A 15686-nucleotide genomic window follows, 5' to 3' on the forward strand; every position below is an offset into this window, starting at 1 on the left:
AGCGTTCGGCGTTCTGCGCAGCGGGGTAAAGGAGGAGACCCGGCGAAGCCGGGTCGGGGGACACCCGCGGAGCAGAGCGCCGGGCGATCACGGGCCCGCGAAAGCAAGGGCGCGAAACGCCCCGAAAGAGATCACATCAAGAGATGCTCACCCGCGTTGTCCCCACCCAGGATCACATAGTTGACCTTGCGCACATCCATCAGCTTGGTGCCGCCGGCGTAGCTGATCGAGCTCTGCACGTCCTGCTCCATCTCCACCAGCGTGTCCGCCAGCGAGCCCTTGATCGGCTCCAGGATGCGCTTGCCCTCCACGTGCTTGTACTCACCCTTGTTGAAATCGCTGGCCGAGCCGTAGTACTCCTTGTAGCGCACGCCGTTCTCTTCCACCGTCTGGCCCGGTGACTCCTCATGGCCCGCGAACAGCGAACCAATCATCACCATCGAGGCGCCAAAACGGATGCTCTTGGCAATGTCGCCGTGGCTGCGGATACCGCCGTCGGCAATGATGGGTTTGGTGGCCACGCGTGCGCACCACTTCAGCGCCGACAACTGCCAGCCACCCGTGCCGAAACCCGTCTTCAGCTTGGTGATGCACACCTTGCCCGGGCCCACGCCCACCTTGGTCGCGTCCGCACCCCAGTTCTCCAGGTCGATCACCGCCTCCGGCGTCGCCACGTTGCCCGCGATCACGAAAGACGCCGGCAGCTTCTCCTTCAGGTAACGGATCATGTTCTTCACGCTGTCCGCATGGCCGTGCGCGATATCGATCGTGATGTACTCGGGCACCAGACCCTCGGCCACCAGCCGGTCCACCGTCGCGTAGTCGGGCGCCTTCACGCCCAGCGAGATTGAGGCAAACACACCCTCGGCGCGCATGTCGCGCACGAACTGCACGTTGTCCAGGTCGAAACGGTGCATCACGTAGAAATAGCCGTTCTTCGCCAGCCAGGTGCAGATCGGCACATCCACCACGGTCTTCATGTTGGCCGGCACCACCGGCAGGCGGAACTTGCGCCCGCCGAGCTCCACGCCGGCGTCGCATTCCGAACGGCTCTCCACGCGGCACTTGCGCGGCAGAAGCAGGACGTTGTCGTAGTCGAAAATTTCCATTTTGAAACCAAGCTCCAGAAAGCTGTTGTTGAACAGGTGAGCGCTTGGTCTGGCCGGTTTCTCTGGCAGGAAGCCAAAAAAAACCGGGCGCAAGAAGCTTGGGCCCGGTGCCCGATTGTAGACGCCAAGAAGAACCGGGGTCGGCCTGTCGGTGAAGCCCTTTTGTTATGAGGTGTATACGGATGCCGGTATGGCCCACCGAAGGGCGGGCCGCTTCCTACAATCGACACATGCTGTTTGAAGACCCCGTCGCCCCCTCCGCCTCCCCGCTGCTCGCGGGCCTCAATGCCGAGCAGTCGGCCGCCGTGCTGCTGCCAGCCGAGCACGCGCTCATCCTGGCCGGGGCGGGGTCGGGCAAGACGCGGGTGCTCACCACCCGCATCGCCTGGCTGCTGCAGAGCGGTCAGGTCTCGCCCGGCGGCATCCTGGCGGTGACCTTCACCAACAAGGCCGCCAAGGAAATGATGACGCGCCTCTCGGCCATGCTGCCCATCAATGTGCGCGGCATGTGGATCGGCACCTTCCACGGCCTGTGCAACCGCTTCCTGCGCGCCCACCACAAGCTGGCCAACCTGCCGGCCACCTTCCAGATCCTGGACACGCAGGACCAGCTCTCGGCCATCAAGCGCCTGTGCAAGCAGTTCAACGTGGACGACGAGCGCTACCCCCCGAAGCAGATCCAGTACTTCATCAGCGGCTGCAAGGAAGACGGCCAACGCCCGCGCGACGTGCCCGCGCGCGACGAGGAGACGCGCAAGAAGATCGAGCTGTACGCGCTCTATGAAGAGCAGTGCCAGCGCGAGGGCGTGGTGGACTTCGGCGAGCTCATGCTGCGCAGTTACGAGGTGCTGCGCGACAACGACCCGGTGCGCGAGCACTACCAGCGGCGCTTCCGCCACATCCTCATCGACGAGTTCCAGGACACCAACCGCCTGCAGTACGCCTGGATCAAGATGTTCAGCGCGCCGCCGCTCGAAGGCCTGTCGCCCTCCGGCAATGCGGTGTTCGCCGTGGGCGACGACGACCAGAGCATCTACGCCTTTCGCGGCGCGCGCGTGGGCAACATGGCCGACTTCGTGCGCGAGTTCGGGGTGCGCCACCAGATCAAGCTGGAGCAGAACTACCGCAGCGTGAGCAACATCCTGGACTCGGCCAACCAGTTGATCAGCCACAACACGCACCGCCTGGGCAAGAACCTGCGCACCGACGCGGGCGCGGGCGAGCCGGTGCGCGTGTTCGAGGCCACCAGCGATTTCGCCGAGGCGCAATGGATGGTGGACGAGATGAAGCAGCTCGCGCGCGAAGGCATGCCGCGCAGCGAGATGGCGGTGCTCTACCGCAGCAACGCGCAAAGCCGCGTGGTGGAGACCGCCTTGTTCAACGCTGCCGTGCCGTACCGCGTGTACGGCGGCCTGCGCTTCTTCGAGCGCGCCGAAATCAAGCACGCGCTGGCCTACCTGCGGCTGCTGGAGAACGCTCACGACGACACCAGCTTCCTGCGCGTGGTCAACTTCCCGCCGCGCGGCATCGGGGCGCGCAGCATCGAGCAGCTGCAGGACGTGGCGCGCACCTCGGGCTGCTCCCTGCACGACGCGGTGAGCGCCGTGACCGGCCGTGCCGGTGTGGCCGTGGGCGCCTTCGTGGCCAAGCTGGACGTGATGCGCGAGCAGACCGAAGGCCGCACGCTGCGCGAGATCATCGAGCTCGTGCTGGCGCACAGCGGCCTGATCGAACACTACCGGGGCGAGCGCGAAGGGCAGGACCGGGTGGAAAACCTGGAGGAACTGGTGAACGCGGCCGAGAGCTTCGTGAGCATCGAAGGCTTCGGCCGCGATGCCGTGGCCCTGCCGGTGGATGAGCTGGGCAAGCCGCTCACGCAGAGCCCGGTGAGCCAGGGGCTGGACCCGAACCTGCCGGTGGTGGACGAATTCCTGGCGCCCGACGCCGAGACCGGCGAGACGCTCAGCCCGCTGGCGGCCTTCCTCACACACGCCGCGCTGGAGTCCGGCGACAACCAGGCCCAGGCCGGGCAGGACGCGGTGCAGCTCATGACGGTGCACGCGGCCAAGGGCCTGGAGTTCGACTGCGTGTTCATCACCGGCATGGAAGAGGGCCTGTTCCCGCACGAGAACTCGATGAGCGACCGCGACGGCCTGGAGGAAGAGCGCCGCCTGATGTACGTGGCAATCACGCGCGCACGCAAGCGCCTGTACCTCAGCCATTCGCAGACGCGCATGCTGCACGGCCAGACGCGCTACAACCTCAAGAGCCGCTTCTTCGACGAGCTGCCCGAGGAATGCCTGAAGTGGCTCACGCCGCCGCAGCCGGCCTGGTCCGCGCCCATGGGCGGCGGCAGTGGGCAGTGGCAGAACGGGCGGCGCGGCTTCGGCGGCGCGCCCGCCGCGCTGCAGCCCTCGTGGTCACCGGGCTTCAAGGAGCGCGGCGACCCCAAGGGCCTGGGCCAGACCGCGCCCGAGCCCGACCGGGGCACCGAGATCCGCGCCGGCCTCGCCGTGTTCCACAACAAGTTCGGTGAAGGCAAGGTGCTGGCGGTGGAGGGCGCGGGCGACGACGCGCGCGCGCAGGTGAACTTCACGCGCCACGGCACGAAGTGGCTGGCCCTGAGCGTGGCGAAGTTGACGCCGATCGCTTGAGGTGATCACATCCAGGGACGCCGAGGGTCCGGCTCTGCCGGCCCCAGGTGTCGCCCCCCTTTCAAGGGGGAGGCGCCGAAGGCGACGCAGGGGGTCAGCTCCCAATGACCCCGCCATCGTTCTTCGTGATCACGATGGTAGCGGAGCGCGGGCGCTTGCCCGCGCCGTAGCCCGCGCTCGACGGCCACTGGCTCTCGTACTTCGTGGGATCGTTCACGTCGGCCATCCTGGTGTTTTCGCCCGCGTGCTGGATGTTCACGAAGATTGCGCGGCCATCGGGCGTTTCGGTGATGCCGGTGATTTCCGCGCCCTTGGGGCCGACCAGGAAGCGCTTGAGCGTGGCCGGGGTCTGTGCCTTGCCCACGTGCGTGGTCACTTGGCGGTCGCCATGGCTCAGGGTCTTGCGCGCGCCGTCGCCGCGCTGGCCGGGCAGGGCGGCCAGCAGCATGCAGTTGGTCTTGTCGGTGTAGGCACCGTCGTCGGTCTGGATCCAGCACACGCCCGTGGCCTTGCTGAACACCAGGCCGTCAGGCGAAGAGAGGTCGTTCTCGTCGCTCAGGTTGGAGAGGTTGATGCTCGACTTGTCGGCATCCGCTTCGGCCGCGAAGAGGTAAATGTCCCACTGGAAGGCCGTGTCCGCCGGGGCCTTCTCGGCCAGGCGCACGATGTGGCCGTTCACGTTGCCCTTCTGTTCCTTGCCGGCCTTGAGGTCGGTGTAGGCGCGCGGGTTCGCGGCGTCGGTGGTGGCTGGCGTGCGGTTGCTGTTGTTGGTGAGGGTGATGTAGACCTCGCCGTTCTTCGGGTTCACGCCAGCCCACTCGGGGCGGTCCATCTTGGTCGCGCCCACGGCGTCGGCCGCGAGGCGGGTGAAGACGGCCACGTCGGCCTCGTTCTTGAACTCGAAGTAGGAGCTGCCGGCGATCACCGGGTTGTCCATCGAGAGTTCCAGCCATTCGCCGCTGCCGTCGTCCTTGAAGCGCGCGACGAAGAGCGTGCCCTTGTCGAGGTACTTGTCGCCGGCGGCCAGGCGGTTGGCGGGCTGGGCATCGGCCGGGTCCCAACGGGCGGCCGAGACGAATTTGTAGATGTACTCGCCGCGCGAGTCGTCGCCCATGTAGGCCACCACCGGCTGGCCGGCGCTCACGCGCGCGAAGGTCGCGTTCTCGTGGCCCAGGCGGCCCAGCGCGGTGCGCTTGCGCAGCACGCTGGCCGGGTTGTAGGGGTCGAGTTCGACGATGTAGCCGAAGGTGTTCATCTCGTTGCGGAAGTCGTCCTTCGCGCTGGCGCCCACGGCGCCGTTGTTCCAGCGCGTGTAGGTGTCGCTGGCGCCGCCGCTCTCCCAGCCGTGGCGGCTGGCCGCGCCGGCCTTGCGGCCGTAGCGGTTGAGGGCCTGGACCTGCTTGTCCTTCTTGCGCGCGTCGTCGTCCCTGGCGTCGCGGAAGAAGTAGCCGAACCAGTTCTCCTCGCCCGAGATGTAGGTGCCCCAGGGCGTGCGGCCGGTGCCGCAGTTGTTGAGCGTGCCGCGCGCCTGCGTGCCGTCGGTGCTGAAGCGCGTCACCAGGTGTTCGCTGCCGCGCGCCGGGCCGTGGATGGCCACGGGCGTCATGGTGGTCACGCGGCGGTTGAACGCCGAAGCCTGTTTCGTGGCCCAGGCCTTGCCGTCGGTCTGCACCTCGACCACGGACAGGCCGTGGATCATGAGTTCCTTGTCGATCTCCGCCGCCGGACGGGGCAGGGTGGACGTGCCGCCGTTGGCGTGGATGAAGAAGGAGCTGAGCTTCTCGTCGGTGGTGGCTTCGTGGTTCATGGCCAGCAGGCCGCGCGAGGCGAAGCTGTTCGAAGGCTGGCCGTTCGCGTCCAGGCCGAACCACTCGATGCCGTCGTGGTGGTCGCCGGCGCGCTGGCCGAAGTCGGTGTCGGTGCCGTCGTTCCTGAAAGCCGGCGTGGCGGCGGTGAGCGGGTCGCCCAGCGCGTAGATCACGCGCGCGGTGTAGCCCGGGGGCACCGTCACCTGGTCGGCCATGGTCTTGGCCACGGGCGTGAAGCCCAGGGTGTTCATCGGCGAGGCGGGGCCCGTGGTGGCGCAGCCGCTCAGGGCCGCCGCGCCGCCCAGGGCGGTGGCGCCGGCCGTGCCCACGCCGCCGCGCAGCAGGCTGCGGCGGCTCAGGCGGGCTTGCAGCACGCTGTCGAAAGCGGGGTTGCTGCTGGTGTTGGAGTCTTCGTCGTTGAAGTGAGCGTGGGGCATGGCAATGACCTTGGGTGAGTGAATCACCGCGGATCATGTGCAGTCAATGTGAAAACCTGGTGACAGCTTGAACGGGTTTCCGTGTCATGGCGGGCGAACGCGTCACCCGACCTGGGTACGCCGCCATGCGGGTCCTCGATCGCATGCATGCCTGGCGCGCTGGAAGTGACGTGGGCGTCGCCGCGGACGGGGCTCCGAGTTCTCAGCGCGCGCTGCGATGTCCCTGCCTTGGAAAGCCGGAAGCGTATCAGTGGTTGTGTAGGCTGGCCCGCAGCAACTCCACAGCGTGGCTGTGCAGCTGGCACACACGCGACTCGCTCAGGCCGAACTGGCCGCCGATCTCCCGGAACGTCATGTCGCCGCTGCAGTGCAGGACGATCACCTCTCGCTCGCGTGAAGGCAGTGCCCGAATCGCGTCGGCCAGGGCATTTTGTCGCCGCCCCGCCTCCAGCAGCGACAGAGGGTCTGCATGCCAGTCGCCGAGTGACGGGCCGCTGGCCTCCGAGCCTTCGCGATCGTCGTCCTCGTCGGCACTGAGGAGGTCCATGTCGTCCAGCTGCACCAGTTGTGCGCGGTACACCTTGCCCATCCGGTGTTGCACATCTGCAAGCGGCATGCCCAGTTCGGCGGCCAGTTCGGTGTCGGTCGGGCGGCGACACAGCCGGTTCTGCAGGCGCTGCACAGCCAGCTCGATCTCGCGCCCGCTCTTGCGGTGTTGGCGCGGAACCCAGTCGAGTTCGCGCAACTCGTCGATCATCGCGCCGCGAATCCTGAACTTCGCAAAATGCTCCAGTTCACCTTCGCCCGGCTCGCAGCGCGAAATGGCGTCGCTCAGACCGATCATGCCGACCTGGATCAAGTCGTCGACGTCGACCGAGGCGGGAAGCCGGGACACCATGTGGTAGGCCATGCGCGTGACCATGGGCTGGTGCTGGCGGAGTTGTTCGTTGTGACCTGCGTTGAAGGCGTGCATGGATGGGATCTCTGGTGGGGCGAGCACCGGAAAATGTCGACCCGTGCCCTGGGTTGAAATTTAGGGTACCGTCGCAGGGGTGTCTGTGAGGAGTTCTCGACGCGGTGTGCAAGAAAAGGCGCTTTTTTTCAGGTGGGATCTGCCCATTCGTGTCCGGAGTGAACCCGGGCGGGCGCTGGCCACCGTGGTCGGGGTGCCGGACACCTGTCCCTCCCCTGGAAACCTGAAGCCATGAGCACCATCACCGTCTACCACAACCCTTCCTGCGGCACCTCGCGCAACGTGCTGGCCTTGATCCGCGAACGCGGCGAAGAGCCGCAGGTCATCGAGTACCTCAAGACCCCGCCCAGCCGCGAAACCCTGAAGCAGCTTGCGGCGGCCACGGGCGGTTCGGTGCGCACCATCGTGCGCAGCAAGGCTGCGCCCTATGAAGAGCTTGGCCTGGCCGATCCGAAGTGGAGCGACGAGCAACTGCTCGACTTCATGGAGCAGCACCCCATCCTGCTGAACCGGCCGATCGTGGTCACGCCGCTGGGCACGCGGGTGTGCCGCCCGGCCGAGACCGTGCTGGAGATCCTGCCGCCGGCCTGATCAGCCCGCAGCCGCCACGCGCCGCAGCAGGGCTTCGCCCATGCGGATGCGGTGGCCCGTCTCCACGCCCTCGCACAGGGCGAAGCCCGCTGGCGTGAACACCAGGATGGTCGAACCGTGTTCGAACCAGCCCATCTCCTCGCCCTTGTCGTAACGCGCGTCGCAGGGCAGCTCGTGCGGCCCCCGGTATTGCGCGTTGAGCGCCACGTCCACCGCGCGCAGCCGCATGCTGGCCACCAGGATGGCGGCCACCGGCACCAGCAGCAGCGGCGTGCCGTCGGCCAGGCGCGCGTGCAGTGCGGCGCGCTCGTTGCTGCAGAACAGCCGCTCGATGCGCTGGAGCGCGATCGGGTTCACGTTCCAGGTGTCGCCGCTATGGTAGGTCACGTGCTCCAGCGCCAGCGCGGCCGGGGCGTGGAAGCGGTGGTACATGCTGGAGGTCAGGCGCAGCGTCACGTAGCTGCCGCCGCGCAGGGTGTCCACCATCGCCCGCGCGCGAAGGTCTTGTCCGAGCAGGTCGGTGAGCGGGTACGGGAAGCCCTTGGCCTGGAACACCTGGGCGCCCGGGTCGTCGCCGATGCGCCCGCAGGCGCCGACGATGGCGTCGCAGGGGCTGGCCAGCACCTCGGGGCGCGGGTCGATCGGCCGCAGGCCGGGCTTGAGTTCGCGCACGAAGCAGTCGTGCAGGCTGTCGAAAGTGGTCTTCTTCGCCTCGCTCAGGTCGATGTCCGTGAACGTGCGCCACACGGCCATGGAGGCCGCGCGCACCCAGGGATGGCGGATGCGGCTGAACCAGCCCATGAAGCGCGTGAGCGCCGCGCGCGGCACGCGGTTGGTGAGCAGGAAGTTGATGTCTTCGTTGAGCGCGAGGCGCTGCAGCTGTCTTGAAAGATTCATACGTGCGTCATGTGGTCGACCTACAAACGACACACATCAACCGCCCTGGAGCGCTTGCCGCATGTCCTACCTTCCTTACGCCTTGCCCTTGGGTTCGCTGGTGCTGGCTTTGCCGTACCTGCGGCAGCGCCTGCAGCTTTCGCGGGCCAAACACCGCTCGCTGGCCGGCCATTCGCGCATGGCCAAACGCCTGGCGACCTGGTTGCCCGGCTACGCCTACGACGAGGCGCGTTTCTTCGATTGCGACGGCGCGCCGGGCGACATCGCGAAGCTGCGCCGCGCCTCGTTCGACACGCTCGCCACCGGCTTCGCCCAGCGCTATGAAAAGAGCCTGGCGCTGAGCGCCGAAGCGCGCGAAGGCCTGGCCGACCTGCAGTTCACCGGCAGCTACCGCGTGCCGTTCCAGTTCAGCCCCCTCGTGCGCGAGCGGCTCAAGGTGGGCGCCTTCGTGCAGTCCGCCGAGGGCAGCCACGTGACCGACCTGGACGGCAACCGCTTCATCGACCTCACGGGCTCCTACGGCGTGAATGTGTTCGGTGTGGACTTCTACAAGGCCTGCATGGCCGAGGGTGCGCGCATCGGCGAGTCGCTGGGCCCGGTGCTGGGGGCCTACCACCCTTGTGTGGCGGACAACATCGCGCGCCTGAAGGCGATCTCGGGCCAGGACCAGGTGTCGTTCCACATGTCCGGCACCGAGGCGGTGATGCAGGCCGTGCGGCTGGCCCGGTACCACACGCGGCGCAAGCACCTGGTGCGCTTCTGCGGCGCGTACCACGGCTGGTGGGAGGACGTGCAGCCCGGCCCCGGCAACCCGATGCCCCCGCGCGAGACCTACACCCTGAAGGACCTGGACGAGAAAAGCCTGCACGTGCTGCGCACGCGGCGCGACATCGCCTGCGTGCTGGTCAACCCGCTGCAGGCCCTGCACCCGAACCGCAACGCACCCGGCGACTCCACCCTGGTGGACGGCAGCCGCTGCGCGGGCTACGACCGCGTGGCCTACACCGCTTGGCTGAAACAATTGCGCGAGGTCTGCACCGAGCGGGGCATCGTGCTGATCTTCGACGAGGTGTTCCTTGGTTTTCGCCTCGCGCCCGGTGGCGCGCAGGAATACTTCGGTGTGCGCGCCGACCTCGTCACCTATGGCAAGACGTTGGCCGGCGGCTACCCCGTGGGCGTGGTCTGCGGCCGGGCCGATCTGATGCAGCGCTTCCGGCCCGAGCGCCCGGCCGATGTGTGCTTCGCGCGCGGCACCTTCAACGCGCACCCCTACGTGATGGGCGGCATGAACGCCTTCCTGCGCCGGCTGCAGACGCCGGAGATTCAGGCCTTGTACGAGGACCAGGACACGAAGTGGGATGCGCGCGCGAAGCGCTTCAACGACACCATGGCCGCCGAGGGTTTCCCGGTGCGCGCGGCGAACCTGCAGAGCATCTGGACGCTCACCTACACCGAGCCCGGTCGTTACCACTGGATGCTCCAGCACTTCCTGCGCTGGCATGGGCTGGCCTTGAGCTGGGTGGGCACGGGGCGGCTGATCTTCGGTTTGAACCTGCACGACGGCGACTTCGAGGAGGTGCTGCGGCGCTTCGTGGCCGCCGCGCGGGACATGCAGACCCAGGGTTGGTGGTGGCGCGCGCCGGAACTGACGCACAAGGCGATCCGGCGCCAGGTGCTGCGCGAGATGTGGCAGCACCTGGGGCGCTGAAGCTTCAGCTGCGCTGGGCGATGCCGGGATCGATCAGCTGGCCGCGCATCAGGTACAGCGGAGCCTTGTGGTACAGCTTGATGTCGTGGAACGGGTCGGTCAGGATCTTGGTCATCCAGACCAGACCGGTCTTCACGTCGGCGATGAAGAACAGGTGCACGGTGCGGAACAGCAGGCCGCCCACGCCGAGCGCCAGCCACAGCGTGCCGACCTGGCGGATGAACGAGGTCCAGTCCGTGTGAGGCTCGAACAGGCCGAACACGCCGGGCTCGGCCCACACCAGCAGCGGTGTGCCGGCCCACAGGGCCATCAGCACCACCTTGCGGCGCAGGTTGTAGCCGACCTTGATCTCTTCCTTGTGTTCGTGCGTGGCCTGGTTCACGTGGTCGTAGCCCTTGGGCTCGAAGAAGAAGTGGCCGGCCTGGCGCGTGGTCATGGACACCAGCCAGGCGATCAGCGCCGACAGCACGGGATCGGTCCACAGCAGCGCATAGGCCACCACGAAGCTCATGGCGCTGATGAAGTGCAGCGTCTGGTTGATGCGGCTGTGGTGGTAGTAGCGGTGGTCGTCCCAGCGCTGGACTTCAAGGGTCTTGAAAAAATCGTTCACGGTGGCTCCAGAGGGTTGCTAGGGTGGCGTCAAGCGCCTGTCATGTTGGTTCGCGCGTGTGAAAACCCGGTGACAGCCGCGCGCTGTCATCAGACTGTTGCAATGCCCCGGGAAGATGGCCGCATGACCGAAGTGCACTCAGATCAGATCCTGGTGGAGGAATACCCGGCCGGCAGCCCTTCGATGCGCCTGTCGGTGGTGACCGAGACCTGGCCACCCGAGATCAACGGGGTGTCGCTCACGCTCTCGAAGCTGGTGCAGGGCCTGTGCGCGCGCAACCACCAGGTGCAGCTGATCCGGCCGCGCCAGACGCGTGCGGACGAGGCGCTGCGGCACAGCGGGTTCGAGGAGGTGCTGATGCGCGGCATGCCGATCCCGCGCTACCCCGAGCTCAAGCTCGGCCTGCCGGGCAAGCGCGCGCTGATCCAGGCCTGGACGCTCAAGCGGCCCGACCTGGTGCACATCGCCACCGAAGGGCCGCTGGGCTGGTCGGCGCTGCAGGCCGCGCGCCGCCTGCGCCTGCCGGTCACGTCCGACTTCCGCACCAACTTCCATGCCTACAGCCAGCACTACGGCGTGGGCTGGCTGCGCAAGCCCATCGTGGCCTACCTGCGCAAGTTCCACAACCTCACGCGGCTCACCATGGTGCCCACCCAGGCGCTGCGCGCCGAACTCATGGCGGGCGGCTTCAACCACGTGCAGGTGGTCGCGCGCGGCGTGGACACGCAGCTGTTCCGGCCCGACCGCCGCAGCGAGGCGCTGCGCGCGCAATGGGGCGCCACGGCCAACAGCCTGGTGCTGCTGGTCGTGGGGCGCCTGGCCGCCGAGAAGAACCTGGACATGGTGCTGCGCGCCTTCGGGGCCATGCAGGTGGCCCATCCCGATGTGAAGCTGGTCTTCGTGGGCGATGGGCCTCTGCGCGAGAGCCTGCGCCAGCGCTGTGCGCAGGCGGTGTTCGCGGGCATGCGGCGGCACGAGGAGCTGGCCACGTACTACGCCTCGGCCGATCTCTTCCTGTTCCCCAGTGTCACCGAGACCTTCGGCAACGTGACCATCGAGGCCCTGGCCAGCGGGCTGCCCGTGCTGGCCTTCGACACCGCGGCCGCGGCCGACTGGGTGCGGCACGAGGCCAACGGCTGGCTGGTGCCGCTGGGCGACGACGAGGCCTACCCGGCCCTGGCCGCCGGCCTGGCGCGCGAGCCCGCGCGCCTGGCGCAGGCCAGCGCGCTTGCCTGCGCCCAGGTGGCGCAGCTCGACTGGCAGCAGATCGCGCTGCAGGTGGAGGCGCTGTTCCTGCAGACGCTGGGCACGCCGGCGAGCCCGGTGGTCGCCGCGCGCGGCCGCACCTTGCCCGCCGTGTGAAGGTTTGATGACAACGCGTTTGCCGAAGTGCGTTGCTCGGTCATTGCGACAGTCACGGAAGGGTCATGTGGGACGCCCACACTGCGGATGCATTTTTTTGTAACCCCGGAGCGACCATGTCCCACCACGATCCCGAAGAAAACCTCAATCACTCCCCGAACGAACACTTCCAGCAGGTGCTGGAACGCGCCACGCTGTCCCGCCGCAACCTGATCCGGGGTGGCGTGGGCCTGGCCGCCGTCTCGTCCATTCCCTTCCTGGCCGCTTGTGGTGGCGGCAGCGATGCGCCCGCTCCGGCCCCCGCACCCGCTCCTGCCCCGGGCCTGGGCTTCACGGCCATCGACAAGAGCCTGCTCGACGACGTGATCCTGCCCGCCGGCTACACCTACAAGGTGGTGCACGCCACCGGTGACCGCCTGGTCTCCAGCATCCCGGCCTACAGCAACCTCGGTACCGAGGCGGACGAATGGACCATGCGCGTGGGCGACCACCACGACGGCATGGACCTTTTCTACGTCAACGGCAGCGGCAGCTACTCGGCCACGGAGACCACGCGCGCGCTGCTCGTGATGAACCACGAGAGCTCGGCCGACGCGCACTTCTTCCACCCCAACGGCCAGACCTCCGGCGGTGTGTCGGGCAAGAAGTTCAGCCAGTTCGACAGCTGGGACCTGGGCGTGCGGCCCGAGCTGGAAGTGCTCAAGGAAATCAACCACCACGGCGTGTCGGTGGTGGAAGTGGGCAAGAACGGCGCCGGCCAGTGGGAGTACAAGCTGGACTCGCTCTACAACCGCCGCGTCACCGGCCAGTCGCTGATGCGCATCGACGGCCCGGCCGCGCACCTGGCGGCCATCAAGAGCTTCATGGTGACGGCCTACGACACCACCGGCGCCACCTCGCGCGGCACGCTGAACAACTGCGGCCACGGCAAGACGCCCTGGGGCACCTACCTGGCCTGCGAAGAAAACTGGGCCGCGTACTTCTTCATGCCCGGCGGTTCGGTGGACGTGGATGCCAAGACCAAGGCCTCGCGCCAGCGTTATGGCGTGATGCGAGCGCCCAATGCCGGCGCCACTGCCGGCTCGCAAGGCTGGTCCAACACCGCCACGGCCGCCACCGACAACCGCTTTGGCCGCTGGGACGTGTCGGCACCCGGCGCCACCGCCGCGCAGGACTTCCGCAACGAGCCCAACACCTTCGGCTACATCGTCGAGATCGACCCCCTGACCAGCGGCACGCCCGCCAAGCGCGTGGCCCTGGGCCGCTTCGCGCACGAGGCCGCGGTCTGCGGCATTCCGGTGGTTGGCCAGCCGCTGGCCTTCTACATGGGCTGCGATTCGCGCAACGAGTACATCTACAAGTTCGTCTCCGCCGCCGTGTGGCGCGCCTCCGACGTGGGCGGCGGCCTGGCCGCCGGTGACCGCTACCTCAACGAAGGCAAGCTGTACGTCGCGAAGTTCAACGACAACGGCAGCGGCGAGTGGATCGAACTCAACATCGCCAACCCGCTGATCAGCGGCTACGCCACCTACGTCTTCGCCAACCAGGCCGATGTGCTGATCAACGCGCGCCACGCCGCCGACGCCGTCGGCGCCACCAAGATGGACCGCCCGGAGTGGGGCGCGGTGAACCCGGCCAATGGCGAGATCTACTTCACCATGACCAACAGCAACGCGGCCAGCCGCCCGGTGACCGGCACCAACGGCGCCAACCCGCGTTCGTACGCCGACAACGACGGCCGCGCGCAGACCGGCAACCCCAACGGCCACATCGTGCGCTTCAAGGAAACCGCCGGCGCGTCCTCGGCCACCGCCTTCAAGTGGGACATCTTCCTGTTCGGCGCGGAGGCCGATGCGGGCGCGAACATCAACCTCTCGGGCCTGACCGCGAAGAACGACTTCTCATCGCCCGACGGCCTGTGGTTCAGCAAGGCCACCGGCATCTGCTGGATCCAGACCGACGACGGCGCCTACACCGACCAGAGCAACTGCATGCTGCTGGCCGCGATTCCGGGTGCGGTGGGCGATGGCGGTGCGATCACGGTGAACAACAGCCTGGGCGGTGTCAACGGCACGCAGAACACCTTCATCGGTGCCGCGCTGGGTGAGGCCAAGCTGCGCCGCTTCATGGTCTCGCCCAAGGGCGCCGAAGTCACGGGCATCACCGAATCGGCCGATGGCCGCGCGATCTTCGTGAACATCCAGCACCCGGGCGAGAACACGCCCGCGCTGGGCGCCGGTCCGTTCGCCTTCCAGAGCCAGTGGCCGGGCAACTCGCCCAGCGCGCCTTACGGCCCGCTGGGCCGCCCGCGTTCGGCCACCATCGTCATCACCCGCACCGACGGCGGCGTGATCGGCCAGTGACGCCTTCGGGCGACTGAATCAGAAAGCCCGGCTCTGCCGGGCTTTTCTATGCGTCAGCGGCGAGCCAGCCACGCCTCCAGCGGCCAGCGCCGGTGGCCGCTGAGCCGGGCCGCCACCAGGGCCAGCAACCACAGGCCCAGGCAGCCCAGCACGGTCTGCAGCGTGGTGGGCGCCAGCGCCCAGCCCGCGCCCAAAAGCAGCACCAGGCAAAGGGCGCTGTGCCCCACATACAGCGTGAGGGTGCGCTGCCCGAGCGGGGCGAGCCAGCCGCACCAGCGCGCCCGGCCGCCATCGGACGCCAGGACCACGACCGCGAGGTAGCAGGCCGCCACCGGCAGCGCGATCAAGTCGCCGAGCGCCTCGATCCAGGGGTTGATGTCCGTCGCCGCGCCGTGCGCCGCCCAGGCCCAGCCATAGGCGATGCTCAGCACGAGCAAGGGCGGGCCCGCCAACCGCAGCCCGCGCCGCCACAGCGGCCGCCATCGGCGGTGGGTCAGCAGCCGCAGGCGCGCCGCAGCCACCCCGCCCACCATGCACAGGTACATCACCGGCCCGCCGACGATCAGGGCCACGATCTGGATCGCCGCGTAAAAGCCGGCGTTGAGCTGGAAGAAGGCCCAGGCGCCCTGGACGGTCGAGAGCGAGGGGGTGTCCGCCCGGGCCGGGCTTTCAGCGGCCACCAGGGTGAACCCCAGCAACACCAGCTTGGCCAGCACCGCCCAGCCCAGTGCGCGCCAGAGGTGGCGGCGGAACGCGCCCCAGGGCAGGTGCAGTCGGCGCAGCAACTGCCGGCCGACCAGGGCGTAGAGCGTGAGGATGTCGCCGAAGTAGAGGAACGCGCCGTGGAAGATGCCCAGCTGCAGCAGGCGGCCCTGGCGCCGCTGGCCGCGCTGCAGCGCTTCGGCCCTGGGGCGGCCTCGGGCAGCGAGCCAGAGCGCCATGCCGAAGACGAAGGCCAGCGTGGTGTAGCCCTTGCCGTGCAGCAGGGCCGCCACGAGGCCCTGGGCCAGCGAGGCCCAGGCGCTGTCGGGCGGCGTGCGAAAGCCCAGGGTCGGCCCCCAGGGCGCGGAGGCGTAGCCGATGGCATTGACCACCAGCACCGAGATCAGGGCGAGGGCGCGCAGGGCGTCCGGCAGCGTCTGCCGAGGGCGTTGGCGGTTGTGGGGGGCCATGG

Annotated in this window: 11 protein-coding genes; 5 read left to right on the forward strand and 6 right to left on the reverse strand. The window is 68.1% G+C overall.

The features are described 5' to 3' along the window. Positions 1-131: 131 nt before the first annotated feature. A complete protein-coding gene (locus ACODTB_RS05775; protein ID WP_291117586.1) occupies positions 132-1109 on the reverse strand; it encodes a GMP reductase in 978 nt (325 codons plus the stop codon). A 230-nt stretch (positions 1110-1339) separates the two neighbouring features. Between ACODTB_RS05775 and ACODTB_RS05780 the strand changes: the two genes are divergently transcribed. After that, positions 1340-3763 carry a UvrD-helicase domain-containing protein gene (locus ACODTB_RS05780; protein ID WP_291117589.1) on the forward strand — a complete coding sequence of 808 codons (2424 nt, stop codon included), beginning with the start codon at positions 1340-1342 and terminating at the stop codon, positions 3761-3763. A gap of 94 nt (positions 3764-3857) precedes the next feature. Here the strand turns inward: ACODTB_RS05780 and ACODTB_RS05785 are convergent, their stop codons facing one another. After that, positions 3858-6008, reverse strand: coding sequence for a PhoX family protein (locus ACODTB_RS05785; RefSeq protein ID WP_291117592.1), 2151 nt, complete (start codon positions 6006-6008; stop codon positions 3858-3860). A 247-nt stretch (positions 6009-6255) separates the two neighbouring features. Continuing rightward, positions 6256-6981: a FliA/WhiG family RNA polymerase sigma factor gene (locus ACODTB_RS05790; protein WP_291117595.1), complete on the reverse strand. Its 726-nt coding sequence runs from the start codon at positions 6979-6981 to the stop codon at positions 6256-6258. Positions 6982-7212: 231 nt separating this feature from the next. On the opposite strand from ACODTB_RS05790, the gene arsC reads away from it, so the two are divergent. Further along, a complete protein-coding gene (arsC, locus tag ACODTB_RS05795; protein ID WP_291117597.1) occupies positions 7213-7572 on the forward strand; it encodes an arsenate reductase (glutaredoxin) in 360 nt (119 codons plus the stop codon). On the opposite strand, the gene asd is transcribed toward arsC, so the two are convergent. Continuing rightward, positions 7573-8469, reverse strand: coding sequence for an archaetidylserine decarboxylase (asd, locus tag ACODTB_RS05800; RefSeq protein ID WP_291117600.1), 897 nt, complete (start codon positions 8467-8469; stop codon positions 7573-7575). Positions 8470-8530: 61 nt separating this feature from the next. Between asd and ACODTB_RS05805 the strand changes: the two genes are divergently transcribed. Then, positions 8531-10177, forward strand: coding sequence for an aminotransferase class III-fold pyridoxal phosphate-dependent enzyme (locus ACODTB_RS05805; RefSeq protein ID WP_291117603.1), 1647 nt, complete (start codon positions 8531-8533; stop codon positions 10175-10177). Between the two features lie 4 nt (positions 10178-10181). Here the strand turns inward: ACODTB_RS05805 and ACODTB_RS05810 are convergent, their stop codons facing one another. Next, positions 10182-10787: a DUF962 domain-containing protein gene (locus tag ACODTB_RS05810; protein ID WP_291117606.1), complete on the reverse strand. Its 606-nt coding sequence runs from the start codon at positions 10785-10787 to the stop codon at positions 10182-10184. A gap of 123 nt (positions 10788-10910) precedes the next feature. On the opposite strand from ACODTB_RS05810, the gene ACODTB_RS05815 reads away from it, so the two are divergent. Together ACODTB_RS05815 and ACODTB_RS05820 are read left to right on the forward strand one after the other, a co-directional pair. After that, positions 10911-12149, forward strand: coding sequence for a glycosyltransferase family 4 protein (locus tag ACODTB_RS05815; RefSeq protein WP_291117609.1), 1239 nt, complete (start codon positions 10911-10913; stop codon positions 12147-12149). A gap of 116 nt (positions 12150-12265) precedes the next feature. After that, a complete protein-coding gene (locus ACODTB_RS05820; RefSeq protein WP_291117613.1) occupies positions 12266-14512 on the forward strand; it encodes a PhoX family protein in 2247 nt (748 codons plus the stop codon). A 53-nt stretch (positions 14513-14565) separates the two neighbouring features. On the opposite strand, the gene ACODTB_RS05825 is transcribed toward ACODTB_RS05820, so the two are convergent. After that, complete coding sequence (locus ACODTB_RS05825; RefSeq protein WP_488929154.1) at positions 14566-15684, reverse strand: DUF418 domain-containing protein; 1119 nt, start codon at positions 15682-15684, stop codon at positions 14566-14568. Positions 15685-15686 lie beyond the last annotated feature (2 nt).

The organism is Hydrogenophaga sp. FG152, from assembly GCF_057809615.1.